Source organism: Pseudochrobactrum asaccharolyticum (assembly GCF_003314995.1).
GTDB lineage: Bacteria > Pseudomonadota > Alphaproteobacteria > Rhizobiales > Rhizobiaceae > Pseudochrobactrum > Pseudochrobactrum asaccharolyticum.
Genome location: NZ_QNRH01000003.1, coordinates 81,643 through 105,318 on the forward strand (window position 1 = coordinate 81,643; position 23,676 = coordinate 105,318).

19 protein-coding genes are annotated in these 23,676 nt (G+C 49.3%); 11 read left to right on the forward strand and 8 right to left on the reverse strand.

What is annotated here, in order from left to right; all coding sequences use genetic code 11:
- Window positions 1-4: 4 nt before the first annotated feature.
- Window positions 5-1,252, reverse strand: coding sequence for a peptidase dimerization domain-containing protein (locus DFR47_RS08920; protein ID WP_170137467.1), 1,248 nt, complete (start codon window positions 1,250-1,252; stop codon window positions 5-7).
- A gap of 192 nt (window positions 1,253-1,444) precedes the next feature.
- Here DFR47_RS08920 and DFR47_RS08925 point away from each other — a divergent pair, with 192 nt between their 5' ends.
- The 8 genes from DFR47_RS08925 to lhpI all read left to right on the forward strand — a co-directional run bounded on the left by DFR47_RS08925 (window position 1,445) and on the right by lhpI (window position 7,485).
- A complete protein-coding gene (locus DFR47_RS08925; protein WP_113944074.1) occupies window positions 1,445-1,822 on the forward strand; it encodes a RidA family protein in 378 nt (125 codons plus the stop codon).
- 10 nt (window positions 1,823-1,832) lie between these two features.
- A complete protein-coding gene (ehuB, locus tag DFR47_RS08930; RefSeq protein WP_113944075.1) occupies window positions 1,833-2,705 on the forward strand; it encodes an ectoine/hydroxyectoine ABC transporter substrate-binding protein EhuB in 873 nt (290 codons plus the stop codon).
- 54 nt (window positions 2,706-2,759) lie between these two features.
- Entirely contained in the window at window positions 2,760-3,590 is an 831-nt protein-coding gene (ehuB, locus tag DFR47_RS08935; RefSeq protein WP_170137468.1) for an ectoine/hydroxyectoine ABC transporter substrate-binding protein EhuB, read from the forward strand.
- Complete coding sequence (locus DFR47_RS08940; RefSeq protein WP_113944077.1) at window positions 3,587-4,270, forward strand: amino acid ABC transporter permease; 684 nt, start codon at window positions 3,587-3,589, stop codon at window positions 4,268-4,270. The genes ehuB (DFR47_RS08935) and DFR47_RS08940 overlap by 4 nt, the downstream gene beginning before the upstream one ends.
- Window positions 4,267-4,914 carry an ectoine/hydroxyectoine ABC transporter permease subunit EhuD gene (gene ehuD / locus DFR47_RS08945; protein WP_113944078.1) on the forward strand — a complete coding sequence of 216 codons (648 nt, stop codon included), beginning with the start codon at window positions 4,267-4,269 and terminating at the stop codon, window positions 4,912-4,914. Before DFR47_RS08940 ends, ehuD begins: the two co-directional genes overlap by 4 nt.
- Window positions 4,915-4,930: 16 nt before the next feature.
- Window positions 4,931-5,698 (forward strand): ectoine/hydroxyectoine ABC transporter ATP-binding protein EhuA, encoded by a 768-nt coding sequence (ehuA, locus tag DFR47_RS08950; RefSeq protein ID WP_113944079.1) that lies wholly within the window; start codon window positions 4,931-4,933, stop codon window positions 5,696-5,698.
- Window positions 5,699-5,791: 93 nt separating this feature from the next.
- Entirely contained in the window at window positions 5,792-6,448 is a 657-nt protein-coding gene (locus DFR47_RS08955; RefSeq protein ID WP_162993676.1) for a GntR family transcriptional regulator, read from the forward strand.
- A gap of 62 nt (window positions 6,449-6,510) precedes the next feature.
- Window positions 6,511-7,485: a bifunctional Delta(1)-pyrroline-2-carboxylate/Delta(1)-piperideine-2-carboxylate reductase gene (lhpI, locus tag DFR47_RS08960; protein WP_113944081.1), complete on the forward strand. Its 975-nt coding sequence runs from the start codon at window positions 6,511-6,513 to the stop codon at window positions 7,483-7,485.
- A gap of 184 nt (window positions 7,486-7,669) precedes the next feature.
- On the opposite strand, the gene DFR47_RS08965 is transcribed toward lhpI, so the two are convergent.
- The 6 genes from DFR47_RS08965 to DFR47_RS08990 all read right to left on the reverse strand — a co-directional run bounded on the left by DFR47_RS08965 (window position 7,670) and on the right by DFR47_RS08990 (window position 17,029).
- Entirely contained in the window at window positions 7,670-9,079 is a 1,410-nt protein-coding gene (locus tag DFR47_RS08965) for an AcvB/VirJ family lysyl-phosphatidylglycerol hydrolase (protein WP_113944082.1), read from the reverse strand.
- Window positions 9,076-11,661, reverse strand: coding sequence for a bifunctional lysylphosphatidylglycerol flippase/synthetase MprF (gene mprF / locus DFR47_RS08970; RefSeq protein WP_374788414.1), 2,586 nt, complete (start codon window positions 11,659-11,661; stop codon window positions 9,076-9,078). The genes DFR47_RS08965 and mprF overlap by 4 nt, the downstream gene beginning before the upstream one ends.
- Before the next feature lie 391 nt (window positions 11,662-12,052).
- On the reverse strand, window positions 12,053-13,642 hold the full coding sequence (locus DFR47_RS08975; protein ID WP_113944084.1) for a peptide ABC transporter substrate-binding protein: 1,590 nt from the start codon (window positions 13,640-13,642) through the stop codon (window positions 12,053-12,055).
- Between the two features lie 240 nt (window positions 13,643-13,882).
- Window positions 13,883-14,980: an ABC transporter substrate-binding protein gene (locus DFR47_RS08980; protein WP_113944085.1), complete on the reverse strand. Its 1,098-nt coding sequence runs from the start codon at window positions 14,978-14,980 to the stop codon at window positions 13,883-13,885.
- Window positions 14,977-16,368, reverse strand: coding sequence for a sensor histidine kinase (locus DFR47_RS08985; RefSeq protein WP_113944086.1), 1,392 nt, complete (start codon window positions 16,366-16,368; stop codon window positions 14,977-14,979). The genes DFR47_RS08980 and DFR47_RS08985 overlap by 4 nt, the downstream gene beginning before the upstream one ends.
- Window positions 16,355-17,029 carry a response regulator transcription factor gene (locus tag DFR47_RS08990; RefSeq protein WP_113944087.1) on the reverse strand — a complete coding sequence of 225 codons (675 nt, stop codon included), beginning with the start codon at window positions 17,027-17,029 and terminating at the stop codon, window positions 16,355-16,357. Before DFR47_RS08990 ends, DFR47_RS08985 begins: the two co-directional genes overlap by 14 nt.
- Window positions 17,030-17,330: 301 nt before the next feature.
- Here DFR47_RS08990 and DFR47_RS08995 point away from each other — a divergent pair, with 301 nt between their 5' ends.
- From DFR47_RS08995 to DFR47_RS09005, 3 genes are all read left to right on the forward strand, one after another.
- Window positions 17,331-18,401: an ABC transporter substrate-binding protein gene (locus DFR47_RS08995; protein ID WP_245416513.1), complete on the forward strand. Its 1,071-nt coding sequence runs from the start codon at window positions 17,331-17,333 to the stop codon at window positions 18,399-18,401.
- A 120-nt stretch (window positions 18,402-18,521) separates the two neighbouring features.
- Window positions 18,522-20,273, forward strand: coding sequence for an ABC transporter permease (locus DFR47_RS09000; RefSeq protein ID WP_245416514.1), 1,752 nt, complete (start codon window positions 18,522-18,524; stop codon window positions 20,271-20,273).
- The gene (locus DFR47_RS09005) at window positions 20,266-21,327 is read left to right on the forward strand and encodes an ABC transporter ATP-binding protein (protein WP_113944089.1); all 1,062 of its coding nucleotides are present in this window, start codon (window positions 20,266-20,268) and stop codon (window positions 21,325-21,327) included. The genes DFR47_RS09000 and DFR47_RS09005 overlap by 8 nt, the downstream gene beginning before the upstream one ends.
- Window positions 21,328-22,147: 820 nt before the next feature.
- On the opposite strand, the gene DFR47_RS09010 is transcribed toward DFR47_RS09005, so the two are convergent.
- A complete protein-coding gene (locus tag DFR47_RS09010) occupies window positions 22,148-23,503 on the reverse strand; it encodes an esterase-like activity of phytase family protein (protein WP_113944090.1) in 1,356 nt (451 codons plus the stop codon).
- Window positions 23,504-23,676 lie beyond the last annotated feature (173 nt).

The following is a 23,676-nucleotide window of genomic DNA, read 5'->3' on the forward strand; positions in this document are numbered from 1 at the left end:
GTCTTTATTCTATATCTGAGTCCCGATTAATCTGGTCGTACGCAGTTAATGCGAGTGCTTCAATCGTTGGTAGCAGCAAACTTGCATCGAAGACGTCATCTTCCGGCTCTACAACAACTTTGTTATGGCCGATGGCGCCCGGATTATAGGAAATAACCTGACTGTCCCAAGCCTCAGTAAAGTAATGCATGCCTAAATAATGCGACCAAACCACGGGCTCTGCCGGTTTGCCGCTTACATCATGCAGATTATTTGCAAGTGTCTGGTAGAGTGTGCTCTCAGGCGATGTGTAGGAAGGCTCTACTGTGTGCGGCATAGAAAGCGAGATTTCAAATCCGGTCTGCTGCCGTACTTCCGCAGCCAGTGTTTCAAGCTCTTGTCTGACTTGAGCGACAGTTTCACCCGGATTAAGCCGGCGATCAATGAACAGTGCACAATCAGGTGCTACAAATCCGCTATCCAGATTGCCGGCGATACGGCACATCGTGATGGAAGGGGCAGATGCTTCAACGGGCCTGATCGGTACGGCGCTTAAGCGGGTCGCATATTGTTTGCTCATCTCAAGGATGCGGTTTTGCACCCACATCATAGCTTCAATAGCATTGCGGCCTTCATGTGCCCGTGCGCCATGGGCAGCTTTGCCACGGATTGCCAGTTTAGCCCAGATCATCCCTTTATAGCCGACTGTAATCAGATTAGGTCCGCTCAAGCCGCCTGCAATAACATATTTGGAGCGGCCAATATCAGCGGCGGCAACATAACCGGCACCGGATTCTCCTCCGATATAGGCATCCGGTGTGGCTGATAAAAAGACAGATTTTTTGAGAGAAACGCCGCTCTTTTTGAGTGCCCTCATGGCCATGATTTGTGCGACTGTGCCTGCACGTTCTTTTTTCGGGCCCCAGTAAAGATCGTAATTATTAGTAAAATGCAGGCCAATCTCTGCAGAGGCGCCGTTGAGCTGAGCGGTTGCAATGCGTCGCGGGGCAAACTCCTCCACATTCAAATAATCTTTTGCATTCTCCAGATTTTCTCCCCAGCATTCATGCAGATATGAATTGGGTACATCAATTTTCGCAACTGTATCCGCAGTGTCGCTCAGGGCGGCGGCGATATAATCGACCGTTTCAGTATAGCCCTCTGTGGTTTGCGGATTGGCCGGAATTGCAACCAGATCAGCATGAAGCCTGAGTGCCTCGTTTTCCAGATTTTTTACAATTTCACGGATGTTTTGACGTTCAGAATGGTGCATTTTAATCTCCTCACGCGTTACGTGTAACATATTAGTTGGTGGACGCAAGTTGAATAATATGATTTTGCAAAATTGGAAAAATCGGCTGAACGGCAAAAGCAATAGGCAGAAAACGTGAAATATGGAATTGACAGGCTAATATGTAATATATTACACATTACAAATCGCTTGAGATTTTGGGAGGAATTCAAGATGCGCGAAGTTATGTCTCATAAAAACGGTCCGGTTAAATTCTACTCGGATGTCGTTAAGGCAAAGGGGACGTTTCTGTTTCTGGCGGGGCAGGTTGCCCAGCATGCGGATGGCAGCTGGGCTGAGGGATTTGAGGCGCAGACAGAACTTGCACTGACCAATCTGAAAAAGACGCTCGACCTGGCCGGTGCTACTATTGATGATATCGTCAAAGTATCCGTGTTTATGTCAGATACCCGTTACGGTGACATATTCAACCGTATTTACGGGCGTGTATTCACGGAGAATAAGCCGGTGCGCACACGTATCCAGTGCGGGCTTCTGGCACCGGAATGCCTCATCGAAATCGATGTTATTGCTGTCGTAGATAGCGAATGAGGTCGATATTATGGGCAATAAACTTCACTATGTCGTGCCCGTTATCGCAGCGCTGATTGCCGGTTCCGGAGTGTGTGCTGCACATTCCGGAACATTAGAGGATATCAAAGCCTCCGGAAAAGTGCGCATCGGTATTCCGAACATAAATCCTTACGGATATATTGACGGCGATGGTCACGTTACAGGACAGGCTCCTGAATTAACACGGGCTTTCTTTGCTGATATGGGCGTAAAAGAGGTCGATCCTGTTGTTACTGAATGGGGTGCGCTGATCGGCGGCCTTATGGCGGGGCGTTTCGATATTATTGCAACGGGTATGCTCATTCAGCCGGAGCGTTGCCGGCAAATATCTTTCGGCAATCCGGAATATAAAATCGTGAGCGCTTTCGCTGTCCGAAAAGGCAATCCGCTGGCATTGACGAGTTATCAGACTGTCGCAAAACATGATGCGGCAAAGATCGGAATGCTGACTGGTGCGGGTGATATTCGTTATGCGGAACTGGCTGGAGTTCCTGCTGCACGGCGAATTCTGTTTCCGGATTTTACGGCTGCTTTGGCCGGATTGCAGGCCGGACGTGTGGATGCGGTGGTTGCTTCCACTGTTACAATCCGAAATGCGCTGACACGGCTGGCTGATCCCGAACTTGAATATGCGGAACTGACGGAACAGCCCTTGGGAGAAAATGGCAAACCTGTTGTCAGTTACGGGGGGATGGGCTTTCGTAAAGAAGATGTCGCGTTGCGCGAGGCTTGGAATAGCTGGCTGACTACACAACTGCAATCAGGGAAGGCGACACAGATTATGGCGCCTTTTGGCTTCGGGCCGGAAACGCAACCATCAGCAGATATCACAGCAGATCAGATCTGCAGTGAAACGAAATAATCGGGGAAGCAATGATTGATGAGAAAATATCGCAGATCTGTCAGGCTGGCTGCATTGTCAGTATTACTCTCTGTCTTTGCACATGGTGCTGAGGCGGATACTCTGAGCAAAATCAAAGAGCAGGGATTTGCTCAGGTCGGTTTTTCTAACCTGACTCCGTGGGGATTTGTTGCTGAAAACGGTGAGCTGGATGGTGTCGAGGCGGTGTTGATCCGTGCCTTTTTGGCATCGCAGGGCGTTGAAGGAATGGACGGCGTTTTAACGCAATATGTTTCGCTTATTCCGGCATTACAGGCGGGGCGTTTTGATCTGATCGGTGCGGGTATGCAAATACGTCCCGAGCGTTGCAAGCAGGTTGCTTTCGGTGATCCGGAGTGGATCAGTCAGCAGGCCTTTGCAACATTGTCCGGGAATCCGAAAGACCTGCGCAGTCTTGAAGATATCACCCGAAAGAAAGCCCGTCTTGCTGTCGTCAGCGGCGGTGCAGAGCGTGAATATGCTGTTTTGAACGGCGTTCCGGAAGAACAGATTGTTGTCTTTCCTGATCTGGCAACAGTTGCAGCCGGATTACGGGCAGAGCGTATTGATGCTGTCATGTTTGCGGCTGTTTCAACCCGTGGTTTTGTAAAAACACAAGGTCAGGGAGATATTGAAATGGTGACGTTGACGAAACAACCTGTTGGTAAAGACGGCAAACCGGCCATCGGTTACGGAGCTATTGGCTTTCGCAAGGGCGATGATGCGCTGATTACTGCATGGAATGACTGGTTGCGGAAAGCCAAACAGTCAGGTGAATTGCTGCGCCTTGTGGAGCCTTACGGGCTGGAGGCGACGGATATTCCCGCTGAAGATATCACTGCTGAAAGTCTGTGTGCTTCCAAATGAATGATTATAGTCTCGCAGAGTTTTTGATACGGATTGCGCCGACCCTTGGTCGGGGCGCTCTGGTTTCAATTCAAATCGCGCTGGTTGCAGCGGTTGGCGCAATGGTGATTGGCTTCATCACAGGGCTGGCCCGTTTGTCTCCGCACTGGTATGTGCGGCTGCCTTTTGTTGTTTATGTCGAGCTGTTCCGTTCCACATCATCACTGGTTCAGATTTTCTACTTTTTCTATGTTTTGCCTTTGGTCGGCATCAAGCTTGACGCATTTTTGACGGGTACTTTGGTACTGTCGCTGAACTTTGGCGCCTATGTATCGGAAGTGGTGCGCTCAGCTGTGCAGTCTGTCAGTCCGGGGCAGTGGCAGGCAGGTATTGCATTGAATATGGAGCGCGGACAGATATTCCGCCGTATTATATTCCCGCAGGCTGTTCCGGTTATGCTGCCAGCCTTGGGAAATTATGCCCTTGAGCTGCTCAAGGCAACGTCTCTGGTTTCCCTGATTACCATTACAGAGCTGACCTTTGCGGGGTCGCAATTGGTGCAGTTCTATGGACGGCCGACAACAATCTACTTAGCTGTTTTTGTCATTTATCTCATTATGGCGATGCCGCTTGTCGCCCTGAACAATCATCTTGAGAAACGTGCCGGTGGTATCTGGCAAGGAAAGGTTCGGAACAAATGAATTTCGACCTTAACAGTATTCCTGTGATTTTACCGTTGCTATTGCAAGGTTTGAAAGTCACGGTCATTGCCTCTGCCGGTGCTGCGGTAGTGGCAATTGTACTCGGCTTTGTGATTGCAATGTTGCGCCGTTCAGCCCGCCGAAGTCTGTGTCTGGTGATCGACACTGTTGTGACAGTGATACGCAGTACCCCGCTTTTGGTGCAGCTTTATCTTCTGTTTTATGTGCTGCCTTTATATGGTCCGGCGTTGTCGCCGATGACGACAGGTATTCTCGGGCTTGGCATCCACTACAGCGCATATCTCTCAGAAGTGTTCCGTGCCGGTATTGATGCGGTTCCGAAAGGGCAGTGGGAAGCTGCGATTGCTTTGCAATTTAAACGCTTTCAGACCTGGAAGCGCCTCATTATCCCTCAGGTCTTCCGGATCGTATTACCACAGGTCGGCAACTATTTTATCTCCATCTACAAACACAGCTCCCTTCTTGCCACAATCACAGTTGTGGAAGTGCTTGGCGCGACCCTGAATTATGCCGGAGAGACTTTCCGTTATCTGGAAGCCTTTACCATCCTCGGGATACTCTACTTTATCGTCGGATTTAGCTTGTCGCAGACAGTTGGATATCTGGAACGCCGTCTGGCCTGAGCGAAAGGAAACTCACATGCATAACAGCTCTACACCAGCCGCAGAATTTGTTGGCGTTACAAAGAGTTATGGTTCTCTCGAAGTTTTGAAAAAGCTTTGTTTCAAAATTGCGCCGGGTGAGCGCGTCTCATTAATCGGGCCGAGCGGTTCAGGCAAAACCACGATTTTGAGAATGTTGATGACATTGGAGCAGCCAACTTCAGGTGAAATCCGCGTTTTCGGTAAAACCATGAGCTCAGCTGATGGTACACCGGTAAAAGAACAGGCGATGCGTGCTGCGCGTGCTCATATTGGTATGGTGTTTCAGCAGTTCAATCTGTTTCCGCATATGACTGCGCTTGAGAATGTCATGGAAGCACCGGTTCATGTGCTGAAAATGCCGAAAAATGAAGCGCGTGATATGGCGCAGGCTTTGCTGGATCGTGTCGGATTGGGGAATAAAGCCGGTTCATATCCGTCTCAGCTGTCCGGCGGTCAGCAGCAGCGTGTTGCGATTGCCCGTGCACTCGCCATGAAACCGCAAATTATGCTGCTCGATGAAATCACGTCAGCGCTTGATCCTGAATTGATTGGCGAGGTACTTGATCTGGTCCATGCCCTTGCCAGTGAAACACGTATGGCAATGCTGGTTGTGACGCATGAAATGGGATTTGCACGCGATATTGCTGACCGTGTTATCTTCATGGAAAAGGGGCATATCGTAGAGGAAGGTTTGCCGGATCAGGTATTCGGGGCTCCCGATAATGAACGAACCCGTGCATTTTTACGGTCAGTTCGCCGGTAATATGCAGCATAATCTTGGAAGCCTGTTCAATAGTCTTTCCAGGTCTTCAGTGATAAGAGAGACAGAGGTTTTTGAAAAACAATGACGGAATCTATGTTTAAACCAGGCGCTATCCCGAAACAGGTCACACTGCGTGAATCTGCAGCCAGAATTCTGCTGGCGCAGATTATGTCCGGCGAATTAAATGAAGGTGAGATTTATTCGGTTGCAATGGTTGCGACCAATCTCGGAATTTCGCCGACGCCGGTGCGGGAAGCTGTATTGGAGCTTGCAGATAAAGGCTTGCTGACAGTTCATAAAAACCGTGGCTTTACAATTCCGGTGCTGACCAAGCCCATGATGCAGGAGATCCATCATATCCGGTTTTTACTGGAGGCACCTTCCACAGTGCGTGCCGGTATGCAGCTGAGCGATGCAGATGCCGCAGAATTGCGGGATCTTGCGGAAATGACGGTTGAAGCGGCAAAAAGCGGTGACCTCGTCAATTATGTAGAGCTTGACCGTGAGTTTCATGGTCGTTTTCTGAGTGTGCTGGAGATGCCGCTGCTTGTGCGCTTGATCATGGATTATCGGGATCGTGCGCGTCTGATTGGCTTACGTGCGCGCCTTGGCAGCGATGAGATTATCGAGGCAGCAAAAGAACATATCGCACTCGTTGATGCAGCCGTTGCCAGAGATGAAGCGGCGTTGGCACGGATTATCGCTAACCATCTTGAGATGACGCTGAAGCGCTCTCTCGAAGGTTGCTAATTTCCCGGACTTGTATCGCCTGCGTATAGCGCGGCAATATCAGATATAAAAGGATAACAACCATGTCTTCGTTAGGGACACCAATATCAATTGGTGCGGCTGATGCTGCACGTCTTCTTTCCATGAAAGAACTCATTGAAGCTTTGCGTACCGCTTTTATCAATGGCTGTACTGTGCCGGAGCGCCATCATCACACAATTCCTGTGCCGGGTGAGGAAGCTGCTACATTGCTTCTGATGCCTGCATGGCAGGAAAAACACGGAGATGATGGCTTTATTGGTGTTAAGCTGGTCAATGTTTTTCCGGGCAATGCTAAAAAAGGATTGCCGGGGCTGACATCAAGCTATTTGTTATATGACAGCGGTACCGGTGCGCATCTCGCTACAATTGATGGTGGTACAATTACAAGCCGTCGCACTGTTGCAGTATCTGCTTTGGCAGCTTCTTTCCTTGCCCGGGAAGATGCGAATAAGCTTTTTGTTGTTGGCGCTGGTCGCGTGGCTTCATTGATACCGGATGCTTACAGAGCTGTCCGTAATATTCAGCAGATTAAGGTCTGGGATATTCATCAGGATAGTGCGATTAAACTTGTTGAGCAGCTGCGCGGGCAGGGAATTGATGCTTCTGTAGAAACTGATCTAGAGGCAGGGACACGCTGGGCGGATATTATTTCATGTGCAACGCTCTCAACGGCTCCTTTAATTCGCGGAGACTGGTTGCAGGCAGGTGTGCATCTTGATTTGATCGGCGCTTTCACACCGGAAATGCGTGAGGCTGATGATGCAGCAGTTGCGAAATCTGCTGTCTTCATTGATGCAGATGAGGCGTTTCATGAGGCCGGAGATCTTGTACAACCAATCGTTTCGGGCGTGTTTAAACAGGAAGACTGTCAGGCAAAATTGAGTGAATTGTGCAATGGCACAGCAAGCGGACGAGACAGCGCAGAGCAGATAACGCTCTTTAAGGCTGTCGGAACGGCACTGTCTGATCTGGCGGCGGGTTCATTGGTTTATAAACTCTATGGTCGCTCCGGCTGAGGCTGTGAGCTTACCGTTTCGATTTACGAGAATGTTATCCCTTTCCTACAGTTGATGGTGAAGAAAGGGATAATGTACCTAAAATTGGCATCTATTTTACGTCAGACGGTGATTGAGCGGTTCAAGCATCATGACGCCTTCGGTTTTTTCTGCCTTGTGTCTTTTTTCAGTTTATACACCGGCTTCAGCGCAGCGCTTCAACTGTATCAATATTGGCAAGCTTATGCATTTTTTGCAGCAAGGCCTGCGCAACTGCCTCATAATTGCCGTCAAAATGGTGCCCGCCGCTGAGTTTCATAATATCAGCACCTTTTAAGGCATCTGCCGTGCAGGCCGTATCGTCCTCGTCCTCTCCGTAAGCACAAACAACACGATCCAACGGCATGGAAAGAATAGCCGGCAGCGTTTTCTGGTCTCCCTCAGCACCAAACCAGCCCTCGACGGAAACCTGAAAAGATGTGGTGGTTGAACTCCCTAAAAGACCTATCATTCTGATGCGCTTCTGTAATTCAGGATCAAGATATTTCCATGCGAAAGGAAATGTATCCGCGCCAAATGAATAGCCGAGTACGGCGACCGGCAATTTTCCGCCAGGGTCTGCTTTTTTGATCAATGCCGCAGTGTCACGGGCAATTTCCTCCGGTTTACGCTCATTCCAGAAGTAGCGCAGGGAATCCACGCCGATGACATGCACGCCTTGCGTTTGCAGCCATTCACCGATTGATTTATCAATATCGCGCCAGCCACCGTCACCGGAATAGAATATCGCCACATAATTGGCTTTGCCGCCGCTGGCCGGCAGATCAATAACCGGCAAAGCAGCATTCTGTGTGTCCTGAGCGCCCATCGACAACACTTCATCAGCCGCTACTCGCAGACGCGCGTTCAGATCAGGCACATTTTGCAACATCGCAATATTCTGCTGGCGCGCTGTGTCCGGTTGATTGGCCTGCAGGCCATCGGCAGCAACAAGCAGAGCAGATACGGGCAATGTCTTTCCATATTCATAAGTAAAGCCGCCTCCCGTCGCTTTGACCGCCTGTGCCTGCTCGGTACAGGATGGCAGGCGGGTGCGGGCGGTTACAGGATCAATACCAACAGCTCCCGCAATGGTCGCATCCGGTGAATCCGATGCCGCGGCATAAGCAATCATTGCCCCTTCTCCGATACCGGTCACAACCGGATGAAAGTAGACATCAAGATCCAGAGCACGCAGGGCTTCTTTGGTAATCGCCTCAAAGTCGGAATCCAGATAATTGCATTCGCCGTCCTCTTTATCGAGTGCTGCACGCCATATTCTGAGATCAACCGGCAGAACAATCAGGTTTCGTGCCAGTAAGGCATCTGTGAACCGCCGTTCACGCTCCCCGATGCCGCCCTGATCACTGATAACAATCGCTAGACCAGCCGGATCGCTCTTCGGCATATACACCGGAATATCCGACAAGCGCTCGGCACTGACCTGCGTTACCGGTTTTTCCGGCGCAGTCAGACTTGCCCAGAAACGGGTCACCTTGCCTGGGTGCAGGGTGAAATAAGTGCCCGCGATAACCACAAACAATCCAAAGATACCCAAAAGCAGTTTTGTCTTCATTTGCGTATGAACTCCAGAGGACTGCCGTTAATCAGCCTTGTTACATCCAGAAGTGCGCGCGGCGTTTCAAATCCGCCGGGGCAAACCATGTAATGCGGTGTCCAGACGGGATCAAACTTTTCTTTAAATGCCTTCAGCCCGTCAAAATGATAGAGATCAGCACCGCGCCTGTAGATAAAGGAGCCGAAGCGGTTCCAACGTGAGGCAAGCCTGCTGCCGCTCAACCCTGACAGAGGCGCGGCACCAAGGTTGAACCATTTATAGCCCTGCTCCTTGCTATACATTAACAGCTTTGCGAACAGCGCATCCATCAGCAATTTATGCACGTTGGGCATATAGCGCATCAGATCAACGGTAATTTCATAGTTGTCACCACCGCGCCACAGATTGGCGAAAGCAACAATTTCACCGTCCTTGCGTAAGACTGCAAGATCAAACCGGCGGAGATAATCCTCATCGAAATAACCGAGTGAGAAACCTTTCTCACTGCCGGATTTAAAGTCGAGCCATGCATCAGAAATCTCCCGCAAACGCGGCAATAAAGGTGGCACATCGATTGCCGGAATGATTTCAAAGACAAGGCCGTCTTTCGTAACCTTGCGATCCGCATAGCGGAAAGGCTGACGGCTTGGCCCTTCCAGAGAGAAATCTGTCAGTTCAACCCGAGCAACTTCTCCAAGTTTAAGCGCCACCAGCCCCATATCAAGAAACAGCGGCAGGCTTTGTGGTCCGACACCGTAAAACACTGTGCGCAAAGCCAGCTTGTCTGCCAGAGCATGAAACGACCATGCCAGCTCTTTTGCCGTTGCCGGATGCCCGATCGGCTCACCCAGTGTAATCAGGCTACCCCCCGATTGCGCATACATGATGAAAGCACTGTCATCCGGTGCAACCAGAAACTGTTTATCGCCGACCATAGCCAGCGCCGCATCCGTATGCGGCCAGGCAGCAACAAGCGGCGGTACAGCAGCGGGTATAGAATAATCAATGTGCCGTTTGCGCTGGCTGTGATTGTTAATCAGTATATGCAACCCGAAGGCCGCCACGGCAACAAAAACCAGTACTGTGGCACGCAAAAATCGCGGAGCATTACCGTTCCATGCAAAGTCCCACCACAGATCGCCGGAATATTCGACATGACGGTAAACGAACAAGCCGAGCCATGTGGAGACCAGCAGTGTTGTGCCGACCGTCAACAGCCAGTTCCAGTTGAGTTCAAAATTGCCTGAGATCGGGCGACGATAGAATGAACCGCGAAAGCCTGAGAGCAGGACAGCAAAGAGGCACAGAATAACGGCTTCTTCCCAATCCAGCCCTTTCGCAAGGGAAAAGACCGCGCCGCTCAGCAGCAGGATCATCGCAGCCAGCCATGCACGCTCCAGCCGTTTTGCCAGTCCGCGCGCCACAACAAGCAAAGTAACACCGACCAGACTGGCCGCCAGATGGGACATTTCAACCAGAAACTCCGGAACAATGTCAGACAGCAACTCGACACGATAGCGTTTATCCGGTGTCGCACCGGAAACCAGCAGAATAATTCCGCCCAGAAAAATAATGCTGGCCGTCAGCGTCGGAATGAGCGGTTCAACCAGACGTTTGGCAATACGCGCCTGCTTGCCGAGCATATGGCGCCGACGCATAATTTCCCAGAACAAAAGCCCTGCAGCGGCCGTAACCAGTGGCAAAACCGTATAGATCACACGATAAGCAAGCAATCCAGCAATCGCCTGCGGATTGCCGCCAAGGCCGAGACCGGCGATGATCGTTGCTTCAAAAGCCCCGATACCGCCCGGTGCATGACTGGCAATACCCAGCACGACAGCAACCACATAAACAATTGCAAAAACTGCGAAACTCGGCACCGCACTGTCCGGCATCAGTACATAGAGCGTGGCAGCAGCAGCAGCGACATCAACCAGACCGGCAAAAATCTGCAGCATTGCCCCTTTGGAATCCGGCAGACGCAAGCTGAAAGAACCAATCCGGATATGGCGCTCACTATGAGAGAGCCAATAGATGAGCCAGCCAATCGCACCAAGAACGACGAGGCCAACCAGAATATCAATGCGCCGATCGACAGAAGACAACCACGGCACATCCTGCGGATCGATCAGCATTGCCGCGCTGAGCATGATGATCAGAGCAAACCAGATAGCAAACCATGATGTGCCGACAATTTTTCCGATATCGGCAAGGCTTATACCTTCGGCTGCATAAATACGGTAGCGAAGCGCGCCGCCTGTGAGCAATGAAAAGCCAAGAGCATTGGAAATTGCATAGCCTGCAGCACCGGCAACAGCAGCCAGCCTCTTCGGTATCTGATTAGGAGCAATCGTCTCTACAGCAACCACGTCATAAAGCGCGACCGCCGCGTAGCTCAGCATTGTAAAAAATATCGCAAGCCCGATTGTCTGCCATGAAATCGCATGAAATGCTGCCATCGTCTGTGATCGGGATGTATTTTGCAGCATCGTTTCCAGCACATAGATGGCCAGCAGAACGATAATGAAACCCGCCAAAGGTAATAATAAATGCTGAAAACGCTTCAGCCATCCATATCGCTGGACGGATGTTTGCGGCATGTCAGAATATTGTTGTGAGTTAATCGGATTAATTTGAGTTTCATGATCCGGGATTGTCATTCATTACGGCCTACGAGATGTGAACCCGTGAATACTACGTCTCAGATTATGATCAATTTGTGGTGTTGTAACAGCAGCCAATCAGAAAAATGAATGTGCGCATGGAATTAAAAAATCTATGGTTGTTGATAGGTGATGTGCAATATTAATTTTGTATAATTTGATGATAAGGGCACTAAATATTGTTCGCAACAGGCGGAATTTTGGCTCTGTCTTTATTCAATGGCAGATCGGGGGCATTTAATCTAAGTTGCCCCATGAATAATATAATCCAACGCCATTAATATGTGGTGTGAAATCGTATGTTTGAGCGACGATTGATTGATGATCGTTACTGTTGCATCTTCTTTTTCAGCGATAGCCAACGTGTTGCATGTACATTCATCACATTGTCGCTGTAACCTTCAATCGTGTCTGATACAAGCGCTTGTGATGACGGTGCAAGCAAGGGGATGACAGGAACTTCTCTCAATAAAATCCGTTCCGCATCCGCCAATATTTCGGCACGCAGTTTGGCATCGGTTATGGTTGCAGACCTGGCAATCAGTGCGTCATATTCTTTGTTTGACCAGTCAGAATAATTGAAATAGCTGTCGGACGTAAACAGGCTCAGGAATGAATAAGGATCATTGAAGTCGCCGATCCATGCCTGATATGCGAGATCATACATGCCTTTTTCCTGTAAATAGTTGAAATAAGTCACGCCTTCCACTTCATCCTGTTCAGCATTAATACCGATATTTTTAAGCATATCGGCAATGGCAACCATTGTGTTTTTATTGTTAACGGTCGTTGCGTAGCGCAACTTTACAGACAGGCTGCCAGGTGCAACACCTGCCTCCTCAAGCAGCGTCTTGGCTGTATCTTCACGATCAAGAATATCCTGATTTGCATAAGGTAATTGGGGAGAGTCTGTGACATAATTTTTGGTGCCGGATGGTACGATTGCATAACTAGGCAGCATCATACCCCGCCGAATTTGTTCGGCTAAAAATTTGCGGTCAATTACCATGGAAATAGCTTGGCGCACACGTTGGTCACGTAATTTACTGTTCGGCTCTCCTTTAATGCTGAGATAGAAGATGCCAAAGTAAGGGGCAATGCGCAAATATGGTTTCAAGTTGGCATTAATATAATCCATCTGTTCTGCGGCAACAGTACCGCAGATATCCATTTCTTTAGCCTCAAAACGACGCATACAGGAAGCTGGCTGCTCAAATGGCACCCAATTCACAACATCAATTTTTACCGTTGCGGCATCCCAATAATAAGGATTTTTCTTTAAGGTAATTTTGTCATTCGGGGTAAAGCTAGAAAGTTTGTAGGCGCCATTTGTAACTATATTCACAGGCAGAGTGAATTTATCGCCATATTTTTCGATAGCCTTTGGGTTTACCGGATAACCGGTTTGATGCGTTAAAAGTGACAAGAAATACGGAGTAGGTGAGGTCAGCGTAATTTTTAGGGTGAGATCACCCATGGCTTCAACACCAAGCTGATCAAGTGGTAGTTTTCCGGTGTTGACCTGTGGCGCATTTTTAATCGGATAAAGAACACTGGCATATCCGGCGGCAGTCTTTGGATTCATGATGCGGCGGAATGAATAGACAAAATCGCTGGCAGTGACCGGATCGCCATTTGACCATTTTGCATTATCCCGTAAATGAAAAATGTAGGTCAAACCATCAGGTGATGTCTCCCATGATTTCGCAACACCGGCAATCACTCTGCCCTGACCATCAAAACTAACAAGCCCTTCATAGAGATCCCGTAATATGTAACCTTCATTCACAGTTGTTGTATGATGTTGATCCAGTGAGGCCGGATCAGTGCCACTATCACGGTTGAGAACAGTATCCGCTAGAGCATTTGCAGCGAGTGAGAACAAGCAGGTGCATGCAAGTAATAAGCGGCGATACATGGAATCCTCCTCTATATGATGTGGCTTTTTTGAAAAAGCCGTAGGATGATTTCAGTGTAGATCTTTCAAAGAGGGTTTACTATTTTAGGTAATTGCCCCTGATTTATTGCTTCCCACACTTAAATATATCGTCAATTTTCTGAGGCAGCTAACTTGATCGTTAAGCCACCAATCAGACCGTAAATTACTAAAATCTTTATTTGCTTACCAATAAAGAATATGCGGGCGGTTACGATGACATCAATTCTTTACGTGTTCATCAATCGTCACCATGACATTTGTCCAGTCATCGATGAATCTTTTGCGTTGTGCTGCGTCCTGTGTTGCAAGGAGGGCAGGGCCAATCTTTACCGGCCTGCCTACGCCGCTTTCAATCAATGATGGCGGGCCATCGACCCCTGCGGGCAGGGCGCCATCTTGTGAGAAGAAAAAGGCTTTTTCTCTGGCAACACGCCGACCGCGCTCGGACAGAAGATAGTCGATAAAGCGTGCTGCAAGTTCAGGATGTTTCGCTTTTCGGGGAATGAAGGTCGCACGGCTCAACACAAGTGTGTAATCGCGTGGCAATACGATTTTCAGCTTAGGATTTCTCAGGCTTGCAGCATAGGCATATGATCCTATGATGTTGTATCCTATGTATATTTTTCTATCCTCTATGTCTTCGAGAATAGAATTATTACAGCAGCGCAATTGTGTATCAACACGGCTCATACTCTCAAGCAATCGTCCGTAAGCCGTGGAGTTTTGTTTAGCGTCGAGGAAGGCAAGAAGATAGCCTACGCCGGACTGACGCAGGTCATATGTTGCCACATGTTCTTTGTAATAGTCTTGTTTGCGACGCAGGAGATCGGCAAGTTCACCGCGTGTCCGGGGTACGTCCTGCGGTAAAACATAATCACTGTGATATACGATGACAGATGGTTCAAAAGTAAAGCCATATACTTCATTGCGCCAGTTATTCGTCTGGTTTGCGGTCGCCCGTGTTTGAGAAGAAACATGCGGTAAAGCACATCCGTCATTGGCGAGTTTCACCATCTGATCAACAGAGGATGACATGAGCAAGTCGCCGAAATTACTTTCACCGCGGCAAGCTAAATCAGCTTCACGATAGAGATCATTGGTAACAAAATCAGTGTATTCGACTGCAATATTCGGCTCAGTTTCCTGAAAATCCAGCACCAATGGTTTCAAGGCCGAAGTGTCGGCAGCGCCGTTGATCACAAGTCGTCCGGTCTCCTGTTTTAATGCCGGAAATTGCGTTGTCATACCTTCATTTGATTGGGCGTGAGCGATACTGACAGTGGCACTGAGCAAGGCAAATAAGAAATATGATCTCAAGACGGGTTCTCCCCAGCACACGGGATATCGAGTATCACTGTAAAACCGGTCGCGCCCTTTTCTTTGAAGCGAAGCAACCCGTTATGGGCAAGCGCAACTTCTGCAGCTATTGCAAAACCGAGACCTGATGCAGCGCCGGCTTTAGGAGACATTGCATTAAAACGGCGTGACATCTGATCCCATTTCTCCGGAGGAATGCCAGGCCCGTCGTCTTCAACTTCCAGACAGATGCGTTGTCCGGCTTGAATGACGCGGACATCAAGCCGCGATATTGCGCCGTGGCGCAACGCATTGCTGATAATGTTGGCGATGGCTTCCCGCAGACTGATGGGGTCACCGTTAACAATCAAACTGGGGTCGGCTGCTTCAAAAGAAATAACCATGTCAGGATCCACAGTCAGTGGGATTGTATGATGAAATGCTATTCGTGCTACGTCGACAAGATTAACTTTCTCAAGTTTGATAACACCTGAGCGGTGAATGACCATGGCGTGGCTGAGCAACTGGTTGGTTAGTTGCACTAACTCTCCGGTGCGTATTTTTATGCGTTCAGTGCGTTCCCTGTCTGTTTGGCTCATCCGGTTTTCATCGAGCATGGAGACCTGAGCCGAAAGCGCAGTTAACGGCGTTCTTATTTGGTGGGCGGCATCAGCAATGAACTGTTGAAGGCGTATGACCCGTTGATCCAATCGCGTCATGAAATGATTGATGGCCTCGACAAAGGGTTGCAATTCTTGTGGTGCCACTGTTTGCATCGGGGTTAAATCTTCAGGATTACGCAACCGAAGTGCATATGCCAGTTTCGTTACAGGCTGTAATGCGTAGCGAACCGCCAAATAGGTTCCGACTAATCCGAGGAAGACCATGATGCCGACAATGAGCATCGCGCCTTGTGTTACCTCGCTGGCAAGGGTTCGGCGTGCCTCAGTTGTCTGCGCTAAAATAACATAGGCCCAGCCGCTATGCGCCTGATCTGAAAGCGCACGAGCGACCGTAATCACGCGGACTTCCGCGCCGCGATATTCAGTCGTTTCCAATTCGGGGCTATGACGTGCAGCAAGAAGGTCATCGTTCAGATGAAGATCAGGATAACCGCTGATGGCTTTGCCATCGAGACCAACGATCCGATAGAAAATGCGGTCTCTTTCAGCGAAACCAAGAAGTTCAAAAGCTGACGGGGGGAGGTTGACGATCAGCTCACCATTGGTCTGGGTGATGCCGTCGGCGATCTGGAGAGCTGCTCCGCGCAAGAGCTGATCATAAGTTTTATTGGCAGCAGTCTGCCCGTAATACCATGCAGCCGTAATCAGGATGCTCGCGCCGATGAGCAAAACCAGACCGACCCGAATAACAAGGCGCGAAAAGAGTGAGGGTTCACGTACTCTCATCAATCACCAACTGATAGCCAATCCCGCGTTGCGTGATGATCGATACGCCTGATCCGTCTATTTTCTTACGTATTCTGGAAATATAGAGTTCAACAGCATTATGATTCACACCTTCATCGAAGCCGAAAAGCGTGTCCATCAGCTCATCTTTGCTAAAAAACCGGCCGGGACGTGTGGCAAAGACCTCAAGAATAGCAATTTCACGACGCTTCAGCTGAACCTCACGATTGCCTATGCGCACATTACGGCTTTGCCGGTCCAGCTGCAGATTACCGCAAACGATGATATTGGTCGTTTCTCCGGTATTGCGCCGTAATAAAACCCGCACCCGCGCTTCAAGTTCGCGAAAATCAAAGGGTTTGACCAGATAGTCATCTGCACCGAGGTCGAGAGCGCTAACCCGATCTTCAATTTCCGAGCGAGCCGTTAACACCAGTACCGGAACAGTTTTTTTCGCGGCACGGATACGGCGCAATATCTCGAAACCGTCAAGCCCGGGCAGCATGACGTCAAGAATAATGAGATCATAATCGGTAAAGTCGAGAATTTCAGCTGCGGATAACCCGTCTGTCTCCCAATCAACGGAGTGCCCCACCCGCTCCAATTGTTGATTGATTGCCTCCCCGACATCCCGTGTGTCTTCGACCAATAAGATGCGCATAGAAAATAGATTGCATGAAAAATAAAGGCTAGCAACAAAATACTTTCTGATTTTGACAGGTTGCTGACAGTTTGAGCGATTAGTCTATATATCATGGCGGCTTTTCGTGGGAGCGAAGAGTTTTCCTGTGTCCTTGGGAGGATATCCATTTGTTAAAAACTTTAATCTGCTTCTAATTGAAGCGGAAATACTAGAGCTATGTCTGGTATTGTAAATATTTAGCAAATTTAAATAAGTATAATAATTATTATATTATGCGGAACATCCTTCCTCGGAAATGAAAAATGATTTTGGGAGGATTATGGAAGTGAAGCATTCTTTTTCTTATGCCCTGATTACGAGTACAGCAGTTCTCGGTCTCGCCATGCCAGCCTTGGCGGCAGGTGAAGAGCTTGCAGAAGCAGCCCGCAAAGAAGGCTCCGTCACAATTTATGCGGCGACCGATCAGGCGCAAGCACAAGCTGCCCTGGACGCATTTACCAAAAAGTACCCTGGCATCCGTATCGACTATAATGATATCGGCACAAACGGTGTTTACAACCGTGTGATCTCTGAAGCTGCCGCAAAGCAGGTCGGTGGTGATGTATTCTGGACCTCGGCGATGGATCAGGGCGTGAAGCTTGCAGTCGACGGTTATCTGGAAGCCTATAAATCATCTGAGGCTGCATCACTGCCAAGCTGGGCAATCTATAAAGATATCGTTTATGCGACGTCTGTCGAGCCAATCGGGATGATTTACAACAAGACGGCACTATCGGAAGATAAGGTGCCGCAAACACGCGAAGATCTGATCAAATTCATTTCCAGTGGTGAATATAATGGCCGGATCGCGACTTTCGACCCTGAAAAATCAGGGGTTGGCTTCCTTATTCAGACCAATGATCTGGATAATACCAGCAATTTCTGGGAGCTCACTAAAGCGCTCGGCACGGCTAAGGGAAAATCTTATTCTTCTACAGGCTCTATGCGTGAAACCGTGGTTTCCGGTGAAAATGTGCTCGCCTATAATCTGATCGGCTCCTATGCGCTGGATTGGGTCAAGAGTGCGCCAAATCTGGGTGTTGCTTTTGGTAAAGATTACACGCCGGCTTTCTCACGAGTGGCAGGTGTGCTGAAAGATGCACCGCATCCAAATGCCGGAAAGCTTTTCATTGATTTCCTGCTTTCTCAGGAAGGTCAGTCAGCTCTTGCATCCAAAGGTATGCCTGCACTGCGTAAGGATACGACAGAAGGTTACAATATGGACACGCTGAATGAGCTGGTTGGTGGCAACCTCAAGCCAATCGCTCTTGATGAAACACTTTTGAATTTCATGGATCCTACGAAACGCATGAAATTCCTCAATGAATGGCGCTCAGCTCTGAAAGGGTAATCCTTTACCAGCCTATGTTGGTCAGGCAGGGCATCTTCTGATGCCTGCCTGCCTCAAGGCAATATCGCGCCTACCTCGTCAGTTTTTTCTAAATCGCTTGTTTCCCGGAGGTTACAACCCATGCCGGCGGATACCTATACCCAAAAATTAGTTGATCAGGCACCTAGTCAAGGGCGTCTGAGGACACCTCGAGCGCCCGGTGAGGCATTGCTGTTCCGGCGTCTTGTGATCGGTGTGCTGACACTTTGCGTACTGACACCAATCTGCCTGATTGTTTATCAAAGCTTTCTTGACGGCCCGTTTTTTAGTGCCAATGCCCAATTAGGGCTAAGCGCCTATGAATATATCCTCGTCGATCCGATGTTTTATGATGCCTTGTGGAACACTGTCATCATGGCGGTGGGGATGGTGATGATCGCGGTGCCTCTTGGTGCAGCACTTTCTTTCCTACTCACACGCACAGATGTTCGTTTTCGTAAGGCGCTCGAGGTCATCGTTTTGGTGCCGATGTTCATTTCGGCACTGGTTCTTGCATTCGGATATACTGTTGCTATCGGCCCGTCAGGATTTGTGTCGATCTTGGCGCGGGACATTTTTGGTTTCGTGCCGTGGAATATCTACTCTTTAGGCGGCATTGTCCTCGTGACCGGCCTTGCCCATGTGCCGCATGTTTATCTGTATGTTTCGGCGGCAATGCGCAATCTGCCGTCAGATCTCGAAGAGGCAGCGCGTATTACCGGCGCACCTATTTGGCGCGTGTGCTGGGATGTGACCGTACCGATGGTGCTGCCTGCGCTGATTTTTGCAACTGCGCTTAATCTGCTGATCGGTTTTGAGATGTTCGGCGTGCCTTTGGTGTTGGGCGATCCGAGCGGCATCAACGTTCTGACGACTTATATTTATAAACTCACCACGCTTTTTGGTGTCCCGACCTATCAGCTGATGGCTGTTGTGGTGGTGCTGCTGGTGCTTCTGACCTTGCCTTTGGTTTGGTATCAGCGCCGTCTGTTGCGCCATAGCCGCCGTTATGCGGCGCTCGGAGGCAAAGGAGCACGCACGACTGTGATGCGGTTAGGGCGGACGGGACAGATTATAGCGCTTTCCCTGATTGGTTTCTGGCTCTTCCTGTCGGTCATTCTGCCAATCGGCGGTATCATATTGCGTGCTTTCGTTGATGCATGGGGGCAGGGTGTTAATCCCTTTGCTCATCTCACAACCAAGCATTTCAATGCATTGTTTGAAGTTCCGAGCCTTTATCGTGGTGTTCTGAACACGATTATTCTGGCCGTCGTAGGCGGAGCCATAGCCGTAGCCTTCTATCTGATCGTTGGTCTTGCCGGTCATCGCAACCGTGATGTCTCCAATACGGTGCTTGACTATATGGTTTTGTTACCGCGTTCGATGCCAAGTCTGATTATTGGTCTCGCATTCTTCTGGCTCTTCCTGTTCATTCCTTTCCTCGTGCCGTTGCGTACAACACTGATAAGCTTGTTTATTGCCTACTTGATTGTCGGTCTTTCTTACGGGCTTCGGCTTTTGCAAGGCACGCTTATTCAGGTTAGCCCTGAACTGGAAGAGGCTGCACGCACAACCGGTGCAACCATCGGGCAGACCTGGCGTGATGTTGTCATTCCGATCGTGCGTCCGGGTCTCGTCGGCGCATGGGCACTGATCATGATCGTCTTCTTACGTGACTACGCAACCGGTATTTATCTCATGAGCGCCGGAACTGAAGTCATTGGTTCGCTGATGGTGTCGATGATCCAATCCGGTGCAATGGATACGATTGCAGCACTCGCCTTTGTTAGTATCGTTCTTACCGGCGCAGGCCTTGGTCTCGCCCTTCGTCTGGGAGCAAAAATCCATGACTGAACTTATTGTACGTGACGTTCATAAATATCTCGGTGGCTTGCATATTTTGCAAGGTGCGTCTTTCACTGCGGAACGTGGCTCTATTGTCTCCCTGCTTGGCGCATCGGGCAGCGGAAAAACAACCCTGTTGCGCTGTATTGCTGGTTTGGAACAGCCCGAAGAAGGCTTAATCAGTATCGGCGGTAAACCGGTGCTTGACGGCAGTAAAGGCATGAGCGTCGCTCCGGAAAACCGTAACATCGGTCTTGTGTTTCAATCCTATGCGCTTTGGCCTCACCGTACGGTTATGGAAAATGTTGCTTATGGTTTGAAGTTGCGTGGCGTCAACAAGGTGGAAGCTGGCAAGCGGGTACAAGCAACTTTGGAAAAGATTGGTCTTGGCCATCTTGCAGAGCGTTATCCGGATCAGCTTTCCGGCGGGCAGCAGCAGCGCGTCGCTATTTGCCGTGCTTTGGTCTATGAGCCGCGTGTATTGCTGATGGACGAACCGCTTTCAAACCTTGATGCGAAACTCCGCGAAGAAGCACGCTACTGGATACGTAAGCTGATCCTCGATCTCGAAATCTGCGGTGTCCTTGTTACCCATGATCAATCCGAAGCGCTCGCCGCGTCGGACAATATCCTGCTGTTGCGTAACGGAGCCATTGTGCAGGAAGGAACGCCGCAGGATATTTATACCAAGCCAAAGAGCTTCTATGCAGCTGATTTCCTTGGTGCCAATAATGTCGCCAATGGCGAGATCCGCCAGACAGGAGAAGAGGCCAGTATTCACGGAAGTAACTGGCAGCTGGATGGTGTGCTTGTCGGAAACAGTGACGAGAACAATGATAAGGCCGTAATCCGTGTTGAGCAGATCGCTGTTCATGACACGCCTGCCCAGCATCGCAAAGAGATGCATCTCGATGCATGCCTGTATCTTGGGGATCGCTGGGAGTATCGTTTACGCGCCGGAGACTTTGCCGCCAAAGCATTTGGCCCTAAGGCGTTGCCGGAAGGACCTGTCTGGGTCGATATCCCGCGCGAAAGTGTCTGGCTTTTCGCAAAGGCTGCCTAAGATCGAGAAACTGCCCGCCAGCCAGTACATTGTCTGGTCTGGCGGGCAGGTGAAATCCGGCGCTGGCAGATCACGGGTATAATTTAGACCTGAAAAATTGCACAAGAGCGGCCTGAGGCTGGTGAATATTTTCGGCTGCGGAACGGCCGGATTTTCATACCTAACTGATTGACCCATGTTTGGGTTGATTTGCGCCCCTGATCAGGCGCGATATTAGACCTGCAGATTTTTTATTGCATTTTGCAAAGGGCTTTCGAAACGTCAAGATTCATTACTATTTTCAATAATGTAGTCATGATGAGTGAGACGATCCTGCAGTGTTGTGATGATTTTTAGATCACCAAGGTCAGCGTGTTTTCAGATTGGTTGGTGAGTGAACTTTCTGGTGGTCAGCACCAGTGTGTCCAGATTGCACGGTGTTGGCACAAGAAACACCAATCTTGTTGTTGGACAAACCAACTATGTTTCTAGATCTTGCCTATCAGATTGAACTGATGGAGCGACTGAAGAGCGTGAACGCAGAACGGCGTACGCTCATGGCCATGGTGCATAAATCATAATCAAGCTGTCGCTATGCTTCACATTTGATTGCGATGAAAGATGGTACAATTATCGTCGAGGGTGCTCAATCAACCTTAAGTCACGCATCATCAAAACCTAATCACAAATATTTCTTTGACACTGTCCAGGTGGATATAATGAGATTTCCTAGTCTTACACATAGGATATTCCAGACAGATACTGTCCTGTATCTATCTGGATTTTTGATAATCTGTTTACCAGTGGCCTGCGCAGCCTTTATAAGCACAAGCCAATTGTTTTATTTAGCAGCCAGAAAATCGGCTACTTCCAGCAAGATAAACTCATTATTCGCTGCTTCACCGATCTGACGTCCGGCGGAGAATGGCAAATTATTGTCATTGCCAACCAGAATATGGTTCTCGTCGACACGCATCACATCTTCAATGGTGAAAAACGGGAAGGTGAATTTACCTTTGAGATCACGGGCGGCACCGGTTTTCAGGATTGCCTTATTATCCGGATCCTGAATATCCATCAAATTGATATGACCGATACGGTGAATATAGCCGTCCGCATCAATTTTAGCTGTATCAACCAGAACGATATTCTTCACTTTGGCCGGCAGCGGATAGCAGGCTGAAAGATCGTCTGTCTTACATGCAAGGCTCGGATCGCCTTCACCATTATCGCGTTCAATCACCAATGCGCGGGTATCATCAATGAAATTGAAATCACCGATGGCTGTTGCACCTTCAGCAAGGCGGAAACGGTAATTATTGCCTGTCCATTCGCCTTTGCCGGTGTCAAAAGTCATGACACGGAGGAAATCGCCTTCCGGCTTGCCGCTCTCATCGTAAAGTGGTTTTTCCAGCATTGCCCAAAGCTGATTGGTTTTTGGCTGCAAGGCCATGCCTTCATAACCACCGGAACGCTGAACACGATAATCTTTACCGGCAACGGCCGGTACAACTGTCCCCGGTGTATCAGGACCGGTCAGTTGTTTGCCATCGAGCATGGTCGGATAGACAGCTTTCACGCGGCCATCAAGACCCGCGCGGATGATATAAGGTCCGAACTCATCACCGATCCAAATCTCATCATTAAGATATTGAATGCTTTCCGGATCGAAATCAGCACCGGTCAGATAGCGGCTGTCTGTACCTTCATAGGCGATACGAAATGGCACTTTCTTATCCGGATCGTGCAGGAAGACGGAGTCTACACGCTCAACTTTGCCGCTCTCAAAATCCGGTTTCATGCGATGGAAAAACAGCAAAGCATCAGGGCTGTTCGCCTTGGTGCCAAATCCATTATCCGTCAGGGTGAAGATGCTGCCATCAGCTGCACGGTTCATCGCAAAGCCGGACATGCCCTGCACAGGCTGTCCAATAAAAGGCAGAGAAATGCCGGTGGTATGGCTGCCATAGGCTTTACCAACATCACCCATGACAGTCATCGGCTTGTCATTGCGTGTTTTGCCGGTGAATTTGCCGGAAACCCATGCATCGCGAGGCGCATCTGCCGGTGGTGTAATCAGTGTTAAGGCCGGCAGATATGCATGGCCTGCCAGTTTGGCAGAAAAGACTTCTTCGGCCAGACTTGGTGTGGATAAGGTAATTGCAGCAATGGAAGCGAGCAGATGGCTAAGGCGCATAGGGTTTCCTTAAGTTACGAAAACGAACACGCTGATCCTTAGCTCTGGAGTATGACGTCTGATTATCATTTGAATAAAATTATTTGCGCGTGGATGTGAAATAATCATTGCAGTTTTATGTCGTCTCCATGTCTGCAATGGCATGATTTAAGCATCAGGATTGTCATTTTAAT